Raw genomic sequence first — 20,366 nt, 5'->3', positions numbered from 1 at the left:
GACGGTGAGCGAGCAGATCACGTCCCTGGAGCAGCTCCGTGACGTCGTCGGGGAGCCGGTTCGCCGGGCCGTCGTCAAGCAGCGGGACCGTCTCGACGAGACCGACCGGGCGTTCATCGCGCGCAGCCCGTTCCAGATGATCGCGACGGCGGGTGCCGACGGTTCCCTGGACGTCTCGCCGAAGGGCGACCCGGCCGGCTCGGTCCACGTGCTCGACGACCGCACGCTCGCGATCCCGGACCGCCCCGGCAACCGCCGCGTCGACGGGTTCACCAACATCCTGGAGAACCCGCACGTCGGGCTGATCTTCCTGGTGCCGCGCCGGCACGACACGCTGCGCGTAAACGGCACCGCGCGCCTGCTGCTCGACCCGCCCTACGCGGAGGCGATGCGCCACCGCCGCCACGTGCCGCGGATCGTGCTGGAGGTCGCCGTCGAGGAGGTCTTCACGCACTGCGCGAAGGCGTTCCTGCGCTCGGACCTGTGGGAGCCCGAGGCGTGGCCGGAGGACGACCTCCCGAGCATCGCGCAGATGGCCGCCCGCACGACCGACGACATGACGCTCCCCGAGATGGAGGCGTACTACTCCGAGGAGAACACCCGCTCGATCATGTACGGGACGACGCCACCCTGACCCGGCCCTTCCCGCCGTCGGCCAGGAAGGTCGCGAGGGCCCGGCCCTCCTTCGCGACCGCGGACCGGTCCTGCCTGCTGAACCGCCGCAGCGGCTCCACCGTGACCACCCCGGCGGACACGGTCCACGTCGCCGCGACCCGCCCGTCGAGCAGCACGAACCGGGTCCCGGCCACCGAGAGCCCGCGGTGGGCGTCGTCGATGATCCGGCTGCGGTCGTCGTAGCCCAGCACGGCGTTGTCGAAGGCCGGCAGGAAGCGCACCGGGACCGGGGTGTCGGGGTCCGGGCGCGGCGCGTCGGGGAGGTCGAGCAGCTCGCGGCCGCGCGCGTCGCGGAAGCTCACCAGCTCGTCGCGCACCGCGTCGACCTCCTGCGGGAGCCCGGCGAGCCCGCTCCACGCGCGGAGGTCCGCGGTGGCCGCGGGCCCGTAGGCCGCGAGGTAGCGCCGGACGAGGCCCGTTCCCGACGACGGCCGTGGCCCGCCCAGCCAATCCGCGAGCGGGGTGAACTCCGCACCTCCGGCCTGGCGCCACAGCCCGCGCGGTGGCACCTGGACCACGGGCAGCACGGTCAGGGCCGCGTCGCCGAGCGTCCGCGGGGCCACCCCGGGCCACCGCTGCGCAAGGGCCCTCCCGACCTCACCCGCCGTCCGCGGCCCGCCGTCGGCGAGGAGCTCGGCCACCGCCTCCGCGAGCTCGTCGAGGTCGACGTCCGCGAGGTCACGGCGGTACACCCCGAGCATCCGCTGGGTGAGCATCGCCTGGTGGCGGTCCCGCCACGCGAGCGCGTCGGCCGCCGTCACCAGGTGGACGGTGCGGCGCATCAGGTGCATCCGCGTCACGTGCCGGTCGGTGAGCAGGCCGTCGAGCGTCGCGGGCGCGAACGCGCGCAGCCGTGACCACAGCCCGACGAACGGCTCCTGCGGCTCCTGGGCCTGCAGCCCGCCGAGGTGCGCGACGGCGTCGAGCACGCCGAGATCGGCGCGCTCCAGGAGGTGCTGGCGCGCGAGCGTCGCGCGGTTCAGCGCCCGGGCGTCGAGGGTGGTCACCACGGAAGCATCCCGCAGGAGGCGGACAGGACGTGGCCGCCTCGAGCGGACCCTCACCGGTCTCCCGACCCGCCGTCGGGACCGATGAGGGTCCGCTCGGCGACCGGGTCAGCCGGCGCCACCCCCGAGTGCGACGTGGCGCAGGTTCAGCAGCCCACCGACGTGCGTGGTGTCGCACTCGGCGCACCGGTGCCAGGATCGCCCCGTGCCGAGCCGACCCGATCACCCGTGACCGCCGCCGGGCCCGCCGTCGACGCCCTGACCGCCCGGTTCGTGGCCGCACTGGGCCGGCGCGGGGCGATGGCGGAGCTCATGGCGGTGGCGAGCCTCGGCGGGGCGCCGCAGCTGGTCGACACCGCGCCCGACCTCCCCGTGCTCGCCCACCTCGAGGACGCCCTCGCGCGGGTCGGCGAGGAGGTGGACGAGCAGCTCCGGGACGCGCTGGCCGTCGTCACGAAGCGCGCGGCCTGGACCCGGACCGCCTCCTACGCCGACGACGAGGCCCTGTTCGCGGGCTACGCCCACGCCCCGCTGCGCACCGACGACGACGTGGTGCTCGGGCTCGTCGTGCTCGGCCCGGACGTGCACTACCGGGCCCACCACCACCCCGCCGAGGAGTACTACCTGCCGCTGGGGACGATCGGCTGGGACCACGGCGAGGAGTGGGTCGACGAGCCCGCCGGCGAGCTCGTGCACCACGCGCCCTGGCAGCCGCACGCGATGCGCACCGGCGAGCGACCGGTGCTGCTGGCCTACCTGTGGTTCGACGAGGTCGACACCCCGTCGGCGTTCGTGGACCCGTGAACGACGAAGCGCCCCGGCCCGCAGGCCGAGGCGCTCTCGTGTGTAGCCCCGAGGGGATTCGAACCCCCGCTACCGCCTTGAGAGGGCGGCGTCCTAGGCCGCTAGACGACGGGGCCCTAGGAGGAACAGCGGCTGGAACTCTACAAGATCGCCCGTCCGCTGCTCGCAGCTGGGGTACCAGGACTCGAACCTAGAACAACTGAACCAGAATCAGCCGTGTTGCCAATTACACCATACCCCATGGCCGTCACCCACCGTGACCATCGGTCGCGGCGGCAACGGCGACAACTGTACCGACCGCGTCGACGTCGTTCGAGCACCCCCCACCCGTCCCGGTGTCCGAGCAGGCCGTCATCGGCCGCTGGGTAGGCTGGAGCGGTTCGCACGCCCCACCGAACGCTAGGGAAAGCACCACCTGTGAGCGCCCCGGAACACCACTTCGCCCCGCTGTCCTCGAGTGTCGACCTGCCGGCCGTCGAGCAGGAGATTCTCGAGCGGTGGGACAAGCGTGACGTGTTCCGGCGCTCGCTGGAGCAGACCGCGCAGGGCGAGCCGTGGATCTTCTACGAGGGCCCGCCGACCGCGAACGGCACGCCGGGCACCCACCACGTCGAGGCCCGCGCCTTCAAGGACCTGTTCCCCCGCTTCCGGACGATGCGCGGCTACCACGTGCCGCGCCGCGCGGGCTGGGACTGCCACGGTCTGCCGGTCGAGCTCGCCGTCGAGAAGGAGCTCGGGTTCACGAGCAAGGGCGACATCGAGCGCTACGGGATCGCCGAGTTCAACGCGGCCTGCCGCGAGTCCGCCCTGCGCAACGTCTCCGCCTTCGCGGCCATGACCGAGCGCATGGGCTACTGGGTGGACCTCGACGAGGCCTACCTGACGATGGCCCCGCGCTACGTCGAGAGCGTGTGGTGGTCGCTCAAGGCGATCCACGAGAAGGGCCTGCTGGTCGAGGACCACCGCGTCACGCCGTACTGCCCGCGCGACGAGACGCCGCTGTCGGACCACGAGGTCGCGCTCGGCTACGAGGACGACGTCGACCCGAGCGTCTACGTCCGCTTCCCGCTGACCGACGGCCCGTGGGCGGGCGCGAACCTGCTGGTCTGGACGACGACGCCGTGGACGCTGCCGTCGAACACGGCGGTCGCGGTCGAGCGGTCGGTCGTCTACGTGCGCGTGCGCCACGGGGCCGAGGACCTCGTGCTCGCCGAGGACCTCCTGGGCCCGGTGCTGGGGTCCGACGCCGTCGAGGTCACCGCCCGCCTCACCGGCGCCGAGCTCATCGGCAGCCACTACACGCGGCCGTTCGAGCTGCTCGAGGCCGGCCGCTTCGGGGACGCGTTCCGCATCGTCCACGGCGACCACGTCACCACCGACGCCGGCACCGGCCTGGTCCACATGGCGCCCGCGTTCGGCGCGGAGGACCACCAGGTCGCGCGCGCCGAGGGCCTGGAGATGGTCAACCCGATCGGCTCGAACGGGCACTTCTACGACGACGTGCCCCTGGTCGGCGGGATGTTCTTCAAGGCCGCCGACCCTTCGCTCGTCGCCGACCTCGAGGCCCGCGGCGTGATGTTCCGGGCGGAGTCCTACGAGCACTCGTATCCGCACTGCTGGCGCTGCCACACGCCGCTGATCTACTACGCACTGCCCAGCTGGTTCATCCGCACGACCGCGATCCGCGAGCGCCTGCTCGAGGAGAACGAGGGCACGAACTGGTACCCGCCGCACATCAAGCACGGTCGGTACGGGGCGTGGCTGGAGAACAACGTCGACTGGGCGCTGTCGCGCAAGCGCTACTGGGGCACGCCGCTGCCGGTGTGGCGCAACGACGCGGACCCGTCCGAGGTCGTCGTCGTCGGGTCCCTCGCGGAGCTGGGCAGCTGGGCCGGCCAGGACCTGAGCGCGCTCGACCCGCACCGGCCCTACGTCGACGACGTGACGTTCCCGGCGCCCTCCGGCACGGGGACGATGCGCCGGGTCCCCGACGTCATCGACGTCTGGTACGACTCCGGCGCGATGCCGTTCGCCCAGTGGGGCGCGCCGCACCACCACGAGGCGGACTTTGCGCAGGCCTACCCCGCGCAGTACATCTGCGAGGCGATCGACCAGACGCGCGGGTGGTTCTACTCGCTGATGGCGGTCGGGACCCTCGTCTTCGACCGCTCGTCGTACGAGAACGTGGTCTGCCTGGGCCTCCTGCTCGACGAGCAGGGACGCAAGATGTCCAAGCACCTCGGCAACATCCTCGACCCGTTCGAGCTGTTCGCCACCCACGGCGCCGACGCGGTGCGCTGGCTGATGCTCGCCCAGGGCAACCCGTGGGTCGACCGGCGCGTGGGGCACGAGACGCTGCGCGAGATCGTCCGGAAGGTCCTGCTGACCTACTGGAACACCGCGTCGTTCCTGGTCACCTACGCCAACGCGGCCGGGTGGTCGCCGTCGGCGCCGCGGCCGGAGACCCGCCACGTCATGGACCGGTGGGCGCTGGGCGAACTGCGGGCGTGCGTCACCGAGGTGACCGCGGCGCTCGAGGACTTCGACTCCTCGCGGGCCGGCCGGGCGATCGTCGCGTTCGTGGACGACCTGTCGAACTGGTACGTCCGCCGCTCGCGGCGCCGCTTCTGGGACGGCGACCCGGCCGCGCTCGCGACGCTGCACGAGTGCGTCGAGACGGTCAGCCGCCTGATGGCGCCGTTCACGCCGTTCGCGACGGACTACCTGTGGACACTGCTGCAGGGCGAGGGCGGCGCGGGCCTGCCCGAGGGCACGCCGGACTCGGTGCACCTCGCGAGCTGGCCGGTCGTCTCGAACGTTCCCGACGACGGGCTCCGGTCCCGCATGGAGCTCGTCCGGCGGGTCGTGGAGCTCGGCCGGTCGACCCGCGCGGCCAGCGGCGTGCGCACCCGCCAGCCGCTCTCGCGCGCGGTCGTCTCCGCGCCCGGGTTCGCCGACCTGGACCCCGAACTGCTCGCCGAGATCGCCGACGAGCTCAACGTCGCGCGCGTCGAGGCGGCCGGGTCGGAGCTGGTCGAGCTCGACGTGAAGCCGAACTACCGGGCGTTGGGGAAGCGGTTCGGCAAGCAGACGCCCACCGTCGCGGACGCCGTGAAGGCCTCGACGGACGCGCCCGTCGACGGGGTGCTGACGGTGACGGTGGACGGCGAGCCGGTGGCGTTGCAGGGCGACGAGATCGTGATCTCGGAGACCCCGCGCGAGGGCTGGGCGGTGCGCTCCGAGGGCGGCCTGTCGGTGGGCCTCGACACGGAGCTGACCGACGAGCTCCGCGAGGCGGGCCTCCTGCGCGACGTGCTGCGCTTCGTCCAGGACGCCCGCAAGCGGCTGGACTTCGAGGTCTCCGACCGGATCGACCTGTGGTGGACCGCGACCCGCGCCGACACGGCGACGGCGATCCGGAACGGCGCCGACACGGTGGGCACCGAGTGCCTCGCCGTGTCGGTCACCGAGGCCGGCGGGCCCGCCGAGCTGGAGCCGCAGACCTCCACGGAGCTCGGCCTCACGGTGTGGGCGCGGGTGGCCTGAGCGGCCCGTCCCCCGACCCGCCCGACATCCGTACGAACGGGCCGTTCGTCACCTTCAATAGTGACGAACGGCCCGTTCATGCCGTTTCGGGAGCCGCTCACACGATGTCGAGGTGACGCAGCCCGGGCCAGAACGAGGCCCAGGGCCGCGTCCGGTCGGTGAGCAGCCAGGCGGGCACCCCGTCCGGCGTGCCCAGTGACCGGACCGACCGGAAGTACGGACGGAGCTCGTCCGGGTCACCGCCGACGTAGAGCACGTCCGTGTCCGTCTCCGACGGCGGGTCGAGGTAGCCGTAGCCGCGGTTCGCGCTGTGGGCGGGCGCCAGCCCGAGCTCGTCGGAGTACGCGTCGAGGTAGGCCGCGGTGACGTAGCTCGACCCGACGAGCGCGGTACGCCCCGTGTCGGGCACCGCGCGGAACGTGGCCGCGGCCGCCACCACCTGGTCGCGATCGCCCGCCGCGGAGACGAAAGCGGGTGAGACGACCAGGCCGGCCACGGCGAGGACGCCCGCGAGCACCCCGGCCGTCCACGCCGGCCACGTCCGGGTCCGCCCCCGCCGCTCGACACCGACCGCCCCGACCGCGGCCATCACCCCGAGGTAGCCGAGCAGGTAGTACGGGCGCCCCTCGGTCGCCACGAACAGTACGTAGAGCGCCACGAACCCCGCGCCGACGAACCGGTAGGACCGCAGGCCGGGGTCACGGACCAGGAACCACAGCCCCGCGAGCGCCAGCCCGACGCCGAGCAGGCCGCCGAACGCGATCAGCTCCCAGGCCACGGTGGGCCGGCCGCCGTAGACCAGCTCGACCTCCCGCGCGACGACCGACGACATCGCGAGCTGCGGCCACCCGTGCACGGCCTGCCAGACCAGGGTCGGGGCGGCGAGCAGCAGGGCGATCACCCCGCCCAGCCACAGCCTCGGGCGCGCGAGCAGCTCCCGCGGGCCGAACACCGCCACGGCGACCAGCAGCACCCCGGCCAGCAACGCCGCCTGCAGCTTCGTCATGAGCGCGATCCCGAGCACGACCCCGAGGACGAGCAACAGGCGGTCGTCCCGGACCCGCACCCACCGCACGAGCAGCCAGAACACCACGAGCCACTCCAGCGGCTCGAACGCGTACGGCGTCAGCCAGTGCCCGAACACCGCCGCGAACAGCCCCGTCGCCTGCGCGGCGGCCGTGAGCACCTGGGCCCGGCGGCCGCCACCCAGCTCCCGGGCGATCGACGCCGCCACCACGACCGCGGCCGTCGTCACCAGGATCACCGGCACCCGAAGAGGGAGCTCGGACCCGGGCGCGACCGTGTCCATGAGCCACGCGAGCGCCGGGACGAGCGGCGGCTGGTCGACCGAGCCCCAGTCCAGGTGGTGCCGCCCGATCGCGAGCATGTAGGCCTCGTCGAGCCAGTAGCCGCTGGTCAGCGACGCGGACACCAGGTGCCCGACCGCGACCAGCGCGGCGATCGCCGCCACCGGCCGCCACGCGAACCGTGGCCCCGCCGCCTCCGGGGCGGTCGCGAGCGTCTCCTTCAGTGCCATACCGACGATCGTCGGCGCGCACCATCCGGCGGGGATCCGGGGCGATCACGGAGACGACCCCGGGCCGACCCCGAGGCCGTCTCAGGGCAGCCCGCCGACGACCATCCGGACGTAGGCCACGGCGTCCGCCTCGGTCGGCGAATCGCCGAGGTGCAGCAGGTGGTGGTACAGCGGGCCCAGAGCGCCGACGAGGACCTGCCGCGGCACCACGGAGGCCCCGACCTCCCCCCGGGCCACCGCTCGTTCCACCACGACCGCGCTGCGCCGGTAGCGATCGTCCAGGAAGCGGTGCAGGGCCTCCCGCGCCCGCGGGAACCGCTCGGCCGCACCCATCAGCGCGCGCACCGACGACTCCGGCGGGCCCACGTACTCCAGCACCTCCCGGGCCAGTGCCTCGAGGTCGGCGCGCAGCGAGCCGTGGTCGGGCGGGGTCCAGGTGTCGGACGCGGCGGCGTCGAAGGTGTCCGCGAGCAGCCCGCCGACGTCGCCCCAGCGCCGGAACACGGTCGCGCGGTGCACGCCCGACCGCGCCGCCACCCCGTCGACGCCCAGCCCCTCGAGCCCATGCTCGGCCAGCTCGTCGACGACGGCCGCGAGCACCTGCTCCCGCACCCGGGCGGTCCGCCCGCCCGGCCTTGACGTCCCACGCTCCACGACGGCACTCTATCGCGACATCAGTCGCATTTGGAGGTCGCATGCCACGCCGCATCCCCGTGGGTCGTCCCGACGACGGGCCCTACGCCCTCGGGCTCGACGCGACCGGCGACGTCTGGGCGTCGCTCGTGTACTCCGGGCGCCTCGCGCACGTCACGGCCGACGGGCCCGAACTCGTCGACCTGCGCGCACCGAACTCCCGCCCCTCCCGCTTCGCCACCACGCCCGACGGCAGCCTCTGGTGCACGCGCACCGGCGACCACCGCGTCGACCGCCTCGTCGACGGCGCCTGGCGCGGCGTCGGCACGGGCGCCGGAACCGGGCCCTACGACGTCACCGCCGGCCCCGACGGCGCGGCCTGGTTCACCGCGATGGAGGCCGAGGCGATCGGCCGGATCGACCCGGTGACCGAGGAGGTGACGCTGTACCCGCTGCCGGTGGCGGGGATGGTCGCGATGATCACCACCGGCCCCGACGGCGCCCTCTGGTGCACGCTCAACCGGGTCGGCGCGCTCGCACGCCTCGACCCGGCCTCGGGAACGGTCGAGCTCCGCGATCTTCCCGACGCCGGGTGTGGCCCGGTCGGGATCGCGGGCGACGCCGGCGGACTGTGGTTCGTCGAGATCCTCGCCGGGCGCGTGGGCCGCCTGACCACCGACGGCGCCCTGACCGAGTACGACCTGCCCGATCGCGCGTCGAAGCCGCACGCCGTCGTCACGGCCGAGAGCGGATGCTGGGTGTCGCTGTGGGGGTCGAGCGGCCTCGCGCACGTCGCCGACGACGGGACCGTCACCGTGCACGACGTCCTGGAGGCCGACGACCACCCGCACGGACTCCTCGTCCGGGACGGTGAACTATGGGTCGCGTGCGACAGCGGAACCGTTGTGGTCCTGAATCAGGACTGACCTGTTGCCTGTTCGGAGCGACATGTGTCACGGTGAGGACATGAGCCTCCCGCAGATCACCGACCGTGAGACCTGGCTGAAGGCCCGCCGCGAGCTGCTCGTGGCCGAGAAGGAGCACACGCGGGCCCGCGACGCCCTGAACACCCGTCGTCGGGAACTCCCGATGGTGGAGGTCACCGAGCCGTACCGCTTCACCGGCGCCGATGGCGAGGTGTCGCTGGCCGACCTGTTCGGCGGCCATCGCCAGCTCACGGTCAACCACGTCATGTTCGACCCGGACTGGGACGAGATGTGCCCGAGCTGCTCGGCCGGCATCCGGGAGTGGACGCCCGGGGTACGCGAGCACCTGCGCTCGCGCGACACCGAGCAGGTGTTCGTCTCCCGCGCGCCGTACGAGAAGCTCGCCGCCTGGAAGGAGCGTCAGGGCTGGACCATCCCCTGGTACTCGTCGTACGGATCGAGCTTCAACGCCGACTTCGGCGTCACCGTCGACGTCTCCGGCCCGACGATGTCCTTCAACTACCGCGACGACCCCACCTGGGAGGGCGCCGAGGGCACGAGCGAGATGCCGGGGTTCAGCGCCTTCCTGCGCGTGGACGACCGGATCTTCCACACCTACTCGTCCTACGCCCGGGCCGCGGAGTGGTTCGGTGGCTCGTACGCCTACCTCGACCTCACCGCCCTCGGCCGCCAGGAGGACTGGGAGGAGCCGAAGGGCCGGGCGGACTCGGTGCGGGCCGGCATCCCGGTGTTCGACTAGGACGTCCCCCGGACCACCAACCGCGGCGCGAGCGTGCGGTGCTCGGCCGGGTGGCCGTCGAGGCGACGGCCCAACACCTCGACCAGCGTCCGGCCGAGCTCGTACTTGTCGGTGTGCACCGTGGTCAGCGGCGGATCCACGAGCGCGGCCATCGGGATGTCGTCGTAGCCGACCACGGCGACCTCGCCCGGCACCCGCCGCCCCGCCGCCTTCAGCGCCCGCACCGCCCCGATCGCGAGCAGGTCGTTGAACGCGAACACCGCCGTGGTCCCGGGGTGCCGGGCGAGGAGCTCGCGCAGGCCCGCCGTCCCGCCCGCGACGGTGGCGGGCGCGGTCACGACCCGGTCCCCGTCGTCGCCCAGGGCCTCCAGGAAGGCCCGGCGTCGCTCGGGCTTCCCGTGCACCGCGCCGTCGAGCATCCCCAGCTCGACGTGCCCGCGGTCGCGCAGGTGGGCGATCGCGGTCCGGGTGCCGGTCGCGAAGTCCGACCGCACCGAGGCCACCGTCGGGTCCGGGGAGTGCCGGTCGGCGACCACCAGCGGCACCCGCCGTCCGAGGGCCGTCACGGCGCCGTCGTCGACCTCCTCGAAGAACGCGATCGCGCCCGCCACCCCGTCGTCGACGATCCGCCGGGACGCCTCCGCCTCGGCAGCCGGATCGGCGTCGGTGTTGTGCACGACGACCCCGAGGCCCCGGGCCGCCGCGGCGTCGAACGCGCCGCGGGCGACGGCGGGGAAGAACGGGTTGGTGATGTCCGGGATGATCAGCGCGAGCGTCCCGGCCTTCTGGGTGCGCATGCCGCGGGCGAACGCGGACGGCCGGTAGTCGAGCTCCTCGATCGTCGCGAGGACCTTGCGCCGGGTCGCCTCGCTGATGTCGCCCTTGTCGTTCATGGCCCGCGACACGGTCTGCCGGGAGACGCCGGCGGCCCGGGCGACGTCGTCGATCGTCACCCGGACCGACGACCCGTGATCCACGCTTCCGACCCTAATCGAGGCGGGTCACGTCAGATGTCCCGTCGCGCGCCCGCGGCCGGCGCGACCTCGCGCACCGTCGGCTCCGGGCGCAGGGCCCCGCAGGCCGCGGTGACGGCGTCGACGCGGTCGGCCGGCACCAGGGCGATCACCGATCCCCCGAACCCGCCGCCCATGATGCGGGCGCCGAGCGCACCGGCCCCGACGGCCGCGCCGACGATCGCGTCCACCTCGGGCACGGACACCTCGTAGTCGTCGCGCAGCGAGGCGTGCGAGGCGGACAGCACCGCCCCGACCTCCTCCGGACGCCCGGCCCGCACCAGGCCGACGACCTCGTGCACCCGCGACTCCTCGGTGACGACGTGCCGCGCCCGCTTCTTCGGGGCGCCCTCCGGGAGGTTCTCGACGGCGGGCAGGGTCGCGTCGCGCAGCGCCGGCACGCCCAGCGCCTCGGCCGCCGCGACGCACCCGGCACGGCGGTCGGCGTAGCCGCCGTCGGCGAGGTCGTGGCGGACCCGCGAGTCGATCACCAGCACGGACAGGTCTGCGGCCTCGAAGCCGAGCGCGACGTCCTCCGCCGCCATCGAGCGGCAGTCGAGCAGCAGCGCCGAGCCCTCCCGGCACAGCAGCGAGGCCGCCTGGTCCATGATCCCGACCGGCGCGCCCACCACCTCGTTCTCCGCCCGACGCCCGGCCGCCGCGAGCGCGACCCGCTCGAGCCCGAGCCCGGCCAGCTCGTCCACCGCGAGCGCGACGGCGCTCTCCAGCGCGGCCGAGCTCGACAGCCCGGCCCCCAGCGGCACCTCGCCGTGCACCACGAGGTCCCATCCCCGCCCGACGCCGAGCGCCCACAGCGTGCCGAGCGGGTAGGCGCTCCACCCGGACGCGGTCGCGAGCTTCCCGACGGCGAGCTCCACCGGCTCCGTGCCCGGGTCGTCCGAGCGCACCGTCGCGAGGTCGTCGTCGCGCCGCCCGACCGCGACCCACGTGCGACGGTCGACCGCGAAGGGCAGGACGTGCCCCTCGTTGTGGTCGGTGTGCTCGCCGATGAGGTTGACGCGGCCCGGGGCGGAGAACACCCCCTCCGGGTCCCGGCCGTGGGCCGCCCGGAAGGCCTCGACCGCGTGCCCGGCGCTCATGCCGGCACCGTCGCGCGCCCGGCCGCCTCGCGCAGGCGGGGCCCCGCGACCTCGGGGGCGACGTCGGTGAGGAAGGCACCGCCGAACGTCTCCGACCCGGCCAGGTACTTCAGCTTCCCGCCCCCGCGGTGCGGCGGGCAGATCTCCAGGTGCAGGTGGCCGAGCACGCGCTCGTCGTCGGGACCGTTCACCGGCGCGGAGTGGATGCCCAGCAGGTAGGACGTCCGGAAGCCGAAGTACTCGTCGTAGCCGGCCAGGACCCGGGCGAGGACGCGGGCGAGGTCGTCGCGGGCCTCGCGGTCGAGCTCGGGCAGCGTGCCGACGTGCTCGCGGGCCCAGAGGTCGACCTCGTACGGGAACCGCGCCCACGGTGGCACCCCGGCGAGGAAGTGCGTGCCCTCGACCACGACGCGCGGGCCCCCCTTCTCCTGGTCGACGACGTCGCAGAACACGCAGCGCCCGGTGCGTTCGCGGTGCCGACGGGCGGCGCGCTGCTCGCGGGCCGGACGCGGGGGGACGTCCGGGTACGCGTAGATCTGGCCGTGCGGGTGGTGCAGCGTGACGCCGACCGCCTCGCCCTTGTTCTCGAACGGCAGCACGTAGCCGATCTTCTCGTCGGCGGCCAGTGCGGCGAAGCGGTGCGCCCACGCGTCCACGAGCAGCCGGACGCGGCGCTCCCCCACACTCGCCAGGGTGGCCTCGTGGTCGTCGGTGAACACGACGACCTCGCAGTGCCCGTACGCCGGCTCGACCGGCACGAGGTCGGTGCCCTCGAGATCGGGGGGCGGCGGGTCGGCCGACAGCGACGGGAAGCGGTTGTCGAACACGGCGATGTCGAAGTGCTCGCGCGGGATCTCGGTCTCCGGGCCGCCGGGGTGCGTCGGGCACAGCGGGCAGTCCGCGGTGGCCGGCTTGTAGGTGCGGTCCTGACGGTGCGTGGCGAAGGTGACCCACTCGTCGTGCGTGGGGTCGTAGCGGCGCTCGCTCATACGTCCTGGTCCTCGCGGCCAAACCCGGTCGAGCTCCGCTGCGCTGGGTCTCCCGCCGAGAAATAGGTGATCGACCGGCCGTCGGGAAGCCGCTCGGGTTCGACGACGAGTCCGGGCATCGTGGGCCCCCCGATGTCAGCAGTGCGGCCATGCTGACGCTCGACGTCAGAAAAGTGCCCGGTACGGGTCACCGCCGCCTCGTCCGGCGTCGTCATCGACCGCCACCCTTCATGCCCTCTTGACGCCCGGGCCCCGCGGGCCCATGGTGTGCGCCAGCTAACGATAACGTTCACGGGAACCTTCACGGAACCCCGAGCAAGCCCGAGAGGTCGCGATGCTGCGCCTGAACCCAGGATGGCTGGACTACACGCTCCTGGCGCTCTACTTCGTCGTCGTGCTGGGCATCGGCGTCGTCGCCCGACGCGCCGTCGGCACCAGCGCCGACTTCCTGCTCGCCGGCCGGTCGCTCCCCGCCTGGGTCACCGGCCTCGCGTTCGTCGCCGCCAACCTGGGCGCCACCGAGATCATCGGGATGGCCGCGAACGGCGCCGAGTACGGCGTCGCGACGGTGCACTACTACTGGATCGGCGCCGTCCCGGCGATGGTCTTCCTAGGCATCGTCATGATGCCGTTCTACTACCGCTCGAAGGTCCGGTCGGTGCCGGAGTTCCTGCGGCTGCGCTTCGGCAACTACACCCACGTGCTGAACGCGATCGTCTTCGCGGTCGCCTCGGTGCTGATCGCGGGCGTGAACCTGTACGCCCTGGCGATCGTGCTGAACGCGCTGCTCGGGTGGCCGGAGTTCCTGGGCATCGTGGTGTCGGCCGCGGTCGTGCTGGTCTACATCGGCTTCGGCGGCCTCGGCTCGGCGATCTACGGCGAGGTGCTGCAGTTCTTCGTCATCCTCGCCGGCCTCGTCCCGCTCGCGATCGTCGCCGTCCGGTCGGTCGGCGGCTTCTCCGCGCTGGCCGACAAGGTCACCGCCTCCGCGCTCGGCGAGGAGGGCCTGCACGCCTGGCAGGGCACCGGCGTCGGCGACGTCACGAACCCGATCGGCGCCAACTGGGTCTCGATCGTCCTCGGCCTGGGCTTCGTGCTGTCCTTCGGCTACTGGACGACGAACTTCGCCGAGATCCAGCGCGCCCTCTCGGCGAAGGACCGCAGCGCCTCGCAGCGCACACCCCTGATCGCGGCGTTCCCGAAGATCCTGATCCCCGCCGTCACGATCATCCCCGGCCTCGTCGCCCTCATCGCCATCCCGAACTTCGGCAACGAGGGCGCGGGCGGGCTGGAGTACAACGACGCGATCCCGGCCCTCATCGGCCAACTGCTCCCCGAGGGTGTGCTCGGCATCGCGCTGACCGGCCTGTTCGCCTCGTTCATGGCCGGTGTCGCGGCGAACGTCTCCAGCCTGAACACGGTCGTCACCTACGACCTGCTCCAGCCCTACCTGGCGAAGGGCCGCAGCGACCGCTACTACCTCAACGCCGGCCGGGTGGTCACGGCCGTCGGCGTCGTCATCGCGATCTTCACCGCTCTGCTCGCCGCCGACTTCAACAACATCATGACCTACCTGCAGTCGCTGTTCGGGATCTTCAACGCCCCGATCTTCGCGACCTTCATCCTCGGCATGTTCTGGAAGCGCACCAGCGGCTGGGGCGGCTTCGCGGGCCTGCTCACCGGCGTGCTCGCCGGGGCGCTGGTGTTCATCCTGGCCGAGGCCGGCGCGGTCGACTTCGGCTCCGGCATCGCGACCAGCTTCTACCAGGCCGGCGCCGCGTTCCTCGTGGACGTCGTCGTGACGGTCGTGGTCTCGCTGGCCACCGCGAAGCCCGAGCCGGAACGTCTCGCGGGCATCGTCTACGGCGTGCCCGGCGCCGACGGCGTGGTCCCGACGCTGCGCCAGCCCAAGGAGCGCGTCTGGTACCGCAAGCCCGTCCTCCTCGGTGGTCTCGCGCTCGCGCTGACCGTCGTCCTCAACATCGTCTTCGCCTGAACGGAAGGGAGTCGTCGTGAGCGAACCGGTACAGCCCGGTCAGCCCCAGACCACGGTCGAGACCGGCAGCCGCATGCAGCGGCTGTTCGACCTGCGCTACGTCATCGGCGCCCTCATGGGCGTCTACGGGATCGTCCTCGTCATCCGCGGGCTGATCGACGGCCCCGAGGAGCTGGCCCGCGCGGCCGGCGTCTCGATCAACCTCTGGACCGGGATCGGCCTGCTCGTCGTCGCCGCGATCTTCCTGGTCTGGGGCATCACGCGTCCGCTGGGCATCGACGTGGAGGAGAACATCGACTGAGCCCTCCCCCCTTCCGAGCGAACGGCACTCTCGCTGCATCTACGCGCGCGAGAGTGCCGCTCGTTCGGTTCGGGGGTGCGGCCGAACGGCCTAGATCTGCGGCCCGACGTCGGGCACCGGATCCATCCGTGGGGTCCGCCCGTCGAGGAAGGTGATCGGCGGGAGCAGCGTCCGGATCGGGCCGTTCGGTGTCCCGACCTCCACGAACCGCCCGCGCTGCTCGTGCTGCGGGTGCGCGAGCACCTGGTCGAGGGTCCGACGGCGGGCGTTCGCGATCCCGGCCCGCTCGAGGCGCTCGACGAACTCGTCGCCGGTGAGGTCGCGCAGCACCCCGTCGATCACCGCGTGCAGCGCGGGACGGTTCTCGATCCGGTCGGAGTTCGTGACGAAGCGGGGGTCGTCCGCGATCGAGGCGTCGCCCAGGACGGTTTCGCAGAAGCGCCGCCACTCCCGGTCGTTCTGGATCGAGAGCACCACCTCCTGCCCGTCGCCGGCCGCGAACGCGCCGTAGGGGGCGATCGCGGCGTGGCTGGTCCCGGCCCGGACCGGCGCCGTCCCGCTGCCCGCGGCGTAGTGCAGCGGGAACCCCATCCACTCGCTGAGGGCGTCGAAGAGGCTGACCTCGAAGGTCGTGCCCTCGCCCGTGCGCTCCCTGTCGTAGAGCGCGGCGAGGATGCCGGAGAAGGCGTACATGCCGGCGCCGATGTCGGCCGCCGGGATCCCCGCCTTGGCCGGGTGCTCCTCGGTCCCGGTGACCGAGACCAGCCCGGCCTCCGCCTGGATCAGCGCGTCGTACGCCTTCGCGTCGCGGTACGGACCCGACGAGCCGTAGCCCGAGATGCTGCAGTGGACCAGTTGCGGGTGCTCCCGACGGAGGTCCTCCGCGCCCAGGCCGAGCCGCTCGGCCGCGCCCGGGGCGAAGTTCTGGACGAACACGTCGGCCCGCGCGATCAGCTCCCGCACCCGCCCGAACTGCTCGGGGTCCTTGAGGTCCGCCGTGACCGACTCCTTCGACCGGTTCAGCCACACGAAATGACTCGACAGCCCGTTCACCGTCGTGTCGTAGTCGCGGGCGAAGTCCCCGCGCCCCGGACGCTCGACCTTGACCACGCGCGCGCCGAGATCCGCGAGATGCCGCGTCGCGAGGGGCGCCGCCACCGCCTGTTCGCAGCTCACGACGAGGATGCCGTCCAACGGGAGCGCCCGGGTGCTGGCCATGACGACGATCGTGCCCGGCGTGGCGGCGCGACGCGCGGCGTCACCGCGATCACGCCCCGTTCCCGCGTCACGCGAACCGGCCAGCGTCGTTTCCTCGAATGAGTGACACCTGTTCGGACCAGCGGAACCCGGGAGTCAGCAGCATGAGGGGCGCGAGTACGGCGACCGCACTGGTCGTGGTGTCCACACTCGGTGTCGGTGTCGCACTCTGCGCCCAGGCCCCACCACCCACTGTCCTCGCGTCCGGCCCGACGCTCGCCGTCGCCGACGAGGACCGCTCCGGCTCCGACGACGGGTCGGGCGGCTCCGGCGGTCTGGGCGGACTCGTGCGCGAGCTGACCGGGTCCTCGTCGAAGGAGTCGTCGGACTCCGGGTCGTCGTCGAAGGAATCGTCGGACTCCGGGTCGTCGTCGAAGGAGTCCTCGTCCTCCTCGGAGCGGTCCTCCTCCTCGCGGGACTCGTCGTCGGGGTCGTCGGAGTCGGACTCGACGCGGTCGTCGGAGTCCGGATCGGGTGTCGGCAGGGCGCTGCGCGAGCTCACCGTGACGCCGCCCGCGGCGCGGAGCAGCACGTCGTCCGCCCCGTCGCTGCTCGACACCCCGACGGTGAACCTGCCGTCCGTGCAGGTGCCGTCGGCCTCCGTCGGGCCCGTGACGACGCCGTCGCTCGGGCTCGGGGCGGCGAGCGTCCCCTCGATCCGGGTCGCGCCGCAGCAGCCCGCCCCGGTCGAGGTCGGCACCCTCCGCCTCCCGTCCGTGGACGTCGGCTCGGCCGGGGTCGGCCCCGTCGCGGCGCCGTCGGTGGCCGTCGGATCGACGACCGTGTCGGCCTCGGGCGGGGCGCCCTCCGTCGGGGTTCCCTCGGTGGCGGTGGGCCCGACGTCGGTCGGCCCGGTCGCCGTCCCGTCGGTCGTGGTCCCGCCGGCCGTCGTCCCGCTGAGCGTGGTCCCGGCCGCCGCCCGCGCGGCGTCGACCCTCCCGCTCCGCCCGGTGTCGCCGCTCACCGCGGCCGTCGCGGCACCTCCGCGGGCATCGCTGGTCCCGCTCGCAGTGGTCCCGGCCGCCGTCGCGCTCCCGCTCCTCCCGACGCAGCTCACCGCACCGCCGACCGGCGACCAGGGCGTGCTCCGGGTCGCGCACCTGTCCCCGTCGACCGGCGCGGTCGACATGTACGTCAGCGGCCCGGGTCTGCCGGCGACGAAGGTCGCCTCCGACGTCACCTACCGGACCCTGTCGAGCTACCTCACCGCGTCGCCCGGGACCTACACGCTCGCGGCCCGCCCCGCCGGCGCGGACCCCGCGTCCCCGCCGGCCCTGAGCGCGAACGTCGAGGTGGGGGTCCGGACTGCGCAGACGGCGGCGTTCGTCGACATCGGCCCGAACTCCACGCCGCAGGCCGAGGTGCTCGACGACGGCACGCAGCTCGCGTCCCCGGGCAGGGCGTACGTCCGCGTCGTCTCGGCCGCCTCCGGGGTCGGCCCGCTGAGCGTCGTCGCGGAGGGCGGCGGCCCACTGGCCAGCAACGTCTTCTACGGCACCAGCTCGCCGTACGCCGAGGTCGACGCCCGGTCCTGGACGATGGACGTCACGACGACGTCGGGTGAGACCGCCCGGACGACGCTGCCGGTCACGAGCACCTCGGTGAACACCGTCGTCGTCTCCCGGGACCCGCAGGGCGCGCTCACGGTCACCGCCGTCCCCGACGCCGCTCCCCTGTTCGCCCCGGCCGCCGCCCAGTCCCCGGCGCCGGCCGCTCCGGCCGCACCGCAGTCCCCGGCACCGGCCGCCCCCGCTGCGCCGCAGTCCCCGGCTCCCGCCGCACCGCAGTCCCCGGCACCCGCCGCACCGCAGTCCCCGGCACCCGCCGCCCCCGCCGCACCGCAGTCCCCGGCACCCGCCGTCCCCGCGCCCGCGGTTCCGGCAGCACCCGCGGCTCCAGCTGCTCCGGCCTCGCCGGCTCCGGCCGCACCGGCATCCCCCGCCCCGGCTGCGCCTCAGTCCCCGGCACCCGCCGCACCGGCCTCACCCGCTCCTGCGGCACCCGCCGCTCCGGCCGCACCGGCATCCCCCGCCCTGGCTGCGCCCCAGTCCCCGGCACCCGCCGCCCCGGCCTCACCCGCTCCGGCCCAGCCGAGTGCCCCGTCGAGCACGCCGGCGCCGTCGACGACCCCGTCGACCACGACCCCGGCGCCGGCCCCTGCACCGAAGCCGACTCCCGCACCTTCCACCCGTCCGACCCCGCAGGGCGGCGTGCCGGCCGGGTTCGGCGGGATGGCGAGCACCTTCGTCGACCTCCAGGCACGGCCGGCCTCGCCCGTCGAGCCCGAACTCCCGACCTGGGGCGCGCCGACGAGCCCCGTCCGGCCCGCTGGTCTGGTCGTGCCGGGCGCGAAGATCGACGCACCCGCCGTCGGGAACCTCGGCCTGGACCGCGACGGCGAGCTCCAGGCGCCGTCCACCCCGCACGACGTCGGGTGGTTCGGGTCGACGCCGGGCGACGCCGGACCGGCGGTGCTGGTCGGGCACGTCGACTCGTGGCGCGGACCGGGCGTGTTCTGGAACCTCAAGGACCTGAAGCCGGGTGACCCGATCGACGTGCCGCGCAGCGACGGCACGGTCGCGCGGTTCGCGGTGGACCGGGTGCAGACCGTCGACAAGGACGCCTTCCCGACGGAGGCCGTGTACGGCGCGACCGCGGGTCCCTCGCTGCGCCTCATCACCTGCGGCGGGCCGTTCGACCGGTCGGTGCGCTCGTACGAGGACAACGTCATCGTCTACGCGTCCCCGCGCTGACGAGCGAGCACCCTCGGCGGTCGGACACCGCGCCACACCGCCGAGAGTGCTCGTTGATCACAGGCGCGGCCCACACCGCGCCCGCCCGACTCGCCGAGCGAGCACCCTCGGCGGTCGGACACCGCGCCGCACCGCCGAGGGTCCTCGCTGATCAGGGCTGCTCCTAGGGGTGACCCCCGGGAACTTCGGGGGTTCTCCCCCTCGTTGACCGTGCGTGTTCGTCGCGAGAATGATCTCGGCCGGACGTCCCGGTAGCAATCACCAAGAGTGATCAGGAGACCGTCGTGCGCAGCAACCTCTTCGCCCCCGAGAACCAGGAGCAGGAGTCGGCCCAGCCGGGGCTCCGCCTGCAGAACTCCAAGATGCTCAAGATCGAGCTCAACGGCGAGGCCATGGCCCGGCAGGGGTCGATGGTGGCCTACCAGGGTGACGTGCGCTTCGAGGCGATGGGCGCCGGCGGCATCGGCAACTTCTTCAAGCAGAAGCTCACGGGCGAGGGCGTCCCGCTGATGAAGGTCAGTGGCCGGGGCGACGTGTTCCTCGCCAACGCCGCCTCCGACGTGCACGTGATCGACCTCGAGGGCCCGAACGACGCCCTGACGATCAACGGCAAGAACGTGCTCGCTTTCGACTCGACGCTGTCCTACGACATCCAGATGGTCTCCGGCGCCGGTTCGATGGGCGGCGCGGGCCTGTTCAACTGCGTGTTCCGCGGCCAGGGCCGGCTCGCCATCACCTGCAAGGGTTCCCCGGTCGTCCTCAACGTCGATGCGCCGACCTACGCCGACCCGCAGGCGGCGATCGCGTGGTCGGCGGGCCTGCAGGTCGGGGTGCACCACGCCGAGCAGTTCGGGCTGAAGACGCTCATGGGCCGCACCACCGGCGAGGCCTTCACGATGGCCTTCGGCGGCCGCGGCTTCGTCATCGTGCAGCCCAGCGAGGAGGTCCCGCTCGACATGATCTCCGGCGGTGGGAGCGGCCAGGAGGCCGGTGTCGGCGGGGTCGGCGGCGTGCTGAACAACTTCCTGCGGTGAGCTCCTCTCCTTGACCTCAACCGCAGTGGAGGTCG

17 protein-coding genes and 2 tRNA genes are annotated in these 20,366 nt (G+C 73.5%); 9 read left to right on the top strand and 10 right to left on the bottom strand.

The features are described from left to right. Positions 1-4 precede the first annotated feature (4 nt). A complete protein-coding gene (locus QRT03_RS08075) occupies positions 5-634 on the top strand; it encodes a pyridoxamine 5'-phosphate oxidase family protein (RefSeq protein WP_286052136.1) in 630 nt (209 codons plus the stop codon). Here the strand turns inward: QRT03_RS08075 and QRT03_RS08070 are convergent. Then, positions 609-1,682 carry a winged helix DNA-binding domain-containing protein gene (locus QRT03_RS08070; protein WP_286052134.1) on the bottom strand — a complete coding sequence of 358 codons (1,074 nt, stop codon included), beginning with the start codon at positions 1,680-1,682 and terminating at the stop codon, positions 609-611. The two genes, QRT03_RS08075 and QRT03_RS08070, sit on opposite strands and share 26 nt — an antisense overlap. A gap of 228 nt (positions 1,683-1,910) precedes the next feature. Here QRT03_RS08070 and QRT03_RS08065 point away from each other — a divergent pair, with 228 nt between their 5' ends. Beyond that, positions 1,911-2,486, top strand: coding sequence for a dimethylsulfonioproprionate lyase family protein (locus QRT03_RS08065; RefSeq protein WP_286052133.1), 576 nt, complete (start codon positions 1,911-1,913; stop codon positions 2,484-2,486). Between the two features lie 43 nt (positions 2,487-2,529). On the opposite strand, the gene QRT03_RS08060 is transcribed toward QRT03_RS08065, so the two are convergent. Together QRT03_RS08060 and QRT03_RS08055 are read right to left on the bottom strand one after the other, a co-directional pair. Continuing rightward, positions 2,530-2,602, bottom strand: a tRNA-Glu gene (locus QRT03_RS08060). Between the two features lie 53 nt (positions 2,603-2,655). Beyond that, positions 2,656-2,727 (bottom strand) — tRNA-Gln (locus tag QRT03_RS08055). 176 nt (positions 2,728-2,903) lie between these two features. Here QRT03_RS08055 and ileS point away from each other — a divergent pair. Further along, positions 2,904-6,032 carry an isoleucine--tRNA ligase gene (gene ileS, locus QRT03_RS08050; RefSeq protein WP_286052132.1) on the top strand — a complete coding sequence of 1,043 codons (3,129 nt, stop codon included), beginning with the start codon at positions 2,904-2,906 and terminating at the stop codon, positions 6,030-6,032. Between the two features lie 97 nt (positions 6,033-6,129). Here ileS and QRT03_RS08045 read toward each other — a convergent pair whose 3' ends face one another. Continuing rightward, entirely contained in the window at positions 6,130-7,569 is a 1,440-nt protein-coding gene (locus tag QRT03_RS08045; protein ID WP_286052131.1) for a glycosyltransferase family 39 protein, read from the bottom strand. 81 nt (positions 7,570-7,650) lie between these two features. Continuing rightward, positions 7,651-8,223, bottom strand: a complete 573-nt coding sequence (locus QRT03_RS08040; RefSeq protein ID WP_286052130.1) for a TetR-like C-terminal domain-containing protein — start codon at positions 8,221-8,223, stop codon at positions 7,651-7,653. Between the two features lie 41 nt (positions 8,224-8,264). On the opposite strand from QRT03_RS08040, the gene QRT03_RS08035 reads away from it, so the two are divergent. After that, entirely contained in the window at positions 8,265-9,128 is an 864-nt protein-coding gene (locus QRT03_RS08035; protein WP_286052129.1) for a Vgb family protein, read from the top strand. A 40-nt stretch (positions 9,129-9,168) separates the two neighbouring features. Beyond that, a complete protein-coding gene (locus QRT03_RS08030) occupies positions 9,169-9,888 on the top strand; it encodes a DUF899 domain-containing protein (protein WP_286052127.1) in 720 nt (239 codons plus the stop codon). On the opposite strand, the gene QRT03_RS08025 is transcribed toward QRT03_RS08030, so the two are convergent. Genes QRT03_RS08025 through QRT03_RS08010 form a run of 4 tightly spaced genes read right to left on the bottom strand, consistent with a single transcriptional unit; the run spans position 9,885 to position 13,205 of the window. Further along, complete coding sequence (locus tag QRT03_RS08025; protein ID WP_286052126.1) at positions 9,885-10,865, bottom strand: LacI family DNA-binding transcriptional regulator; 981 nt, start codon at positions 10,863-10,865, stop codon at positions 9,885-9,887. The genes QRT03_RS08030 and QRT03_RS08025 overlap by 4 nt on opposite strands. A 29-nt stretch (positions 10,866-10,894) precedes the next feature. Next, a complete protein-coding gene (galK, locus tag QRT03_RS08020) occupies positions 10,895-12,001 on the bottom strand; it encodes a galactokinase (RefSeq protein ID WP_286052125.1) in 1,107 nt (368 codons plus the stop codon). Beyond that, complete coding sequence (galT, locus tag QRT03_RS08015) at positions 11,998-12,990, bottom strand: galactose-1-phosphate uridylyltransferase (RefSeq protein WP_286052124.1); 993 nt, start codon at positions 12,988-12,990, stop codon at positions 11,998-12,000. Before galT ends, galK begins: the two co-directional genes overlap by 4 nt. Continuing rightward, the gene (locus tag QRT03_RS08010; protein WP_286052123.1) at positions 12,987-13,205 is read right to left on the bottom strand and encodes a hypothetical protein; all 219 of its coding nucleotides are present in this window, start codon (positions 13,203-13,205) and stop codon (positions 12,987-12,989) included. Before QRT03_RS08010 ends, galT begins: the two co-directional genes overlap by 4 nt. Positions 13,206-13,324: 119 nt before the next feature. Between QRT03_RS08010 and QRT03_RS08005 the strand changes: the two genes are divergently transcribed. Together QRT03_RS08005 and QRT03_RS08000 are read left to right on the top strand one after the other, a co-directional pair. Further along, positions 13,325-14,986, top strand: a complete 1,662-nt coding sequence (locus QRT03_RS08005) for a sodium:solute symporter family protein (protein ID WP_286052122.1) — start codon at positions 13,325-13,327, stop codon at positions 14,984-14,986. Positions 14,987-15,002: 16 nt separating this feature from the next. Beyond that, positions 15,003-15,287, top strand: coding sequence for a hypothetical protein (locus QRT03_RS08000; RefSeq protein WP_286052121.1), 285 nt, complete (start codon positions 15,003-15,005; stop codon positions 15,285-15,287). A gap of 90 nt (positions 15,288-15,377) precedes the next feature. On the opposite strand, the gene QRT03_RS07995 is transcribed toward QRT03_RS08000, so the two are convergent. Continuing rightward, positions 15,378-16,505: a CaiB/BaiF CoA transferase family protein gene (locus QRT03_RS07995; protein WP_286052120.1), complete on the bottom strand. Its 1,128-nt coding sequence runs from the start codon at positions 16,503-16,505 to the stop codon at positions 15,378-15,380. Between the two features lie 143 nt (positions 16,506-16,648). On the opposite strand from QRT03_RS07995, the gene QRT03_RS07990 reads away from it, so the two are divergent. Continuing rightward, complete coding sequence (locus QRT03_RS07990) at positions 16,649-19,297, top strand: class F sortase (protein WP_286052118.1); 2,649 nt, start codon at positions 16,649-16,651, stop codon at positions 19,295-19,297. 284 nt (positions 19,298-19,581) lie between these two features. Continuing rightward, positions 19,582-20,331, top strand: coding sequence for an AIM24 family protein (locus QRT03_RS07985; RefSeq protein ID WP_286052117.1), 750 nt, complete (start codon positions 19,582-19,584; stop codon positions 20,329-20,331). Positions 20,332-20,366: the final 35 nt, after the last annotated feature.

The sequence above is a fragment of the Actinomycetospora termitidis genome, assembly GCF_030286555.1.
Lineage (GTDB): Bacteria > Actinomycetota > Actinomycetes > Mycobacteriales > Pseudonocardiaceae > Actinomycetospora > Actinomycetospora termitidis.
This window is presented reverse-complemented; position numbering and strand designations above follow the sequence as displayed.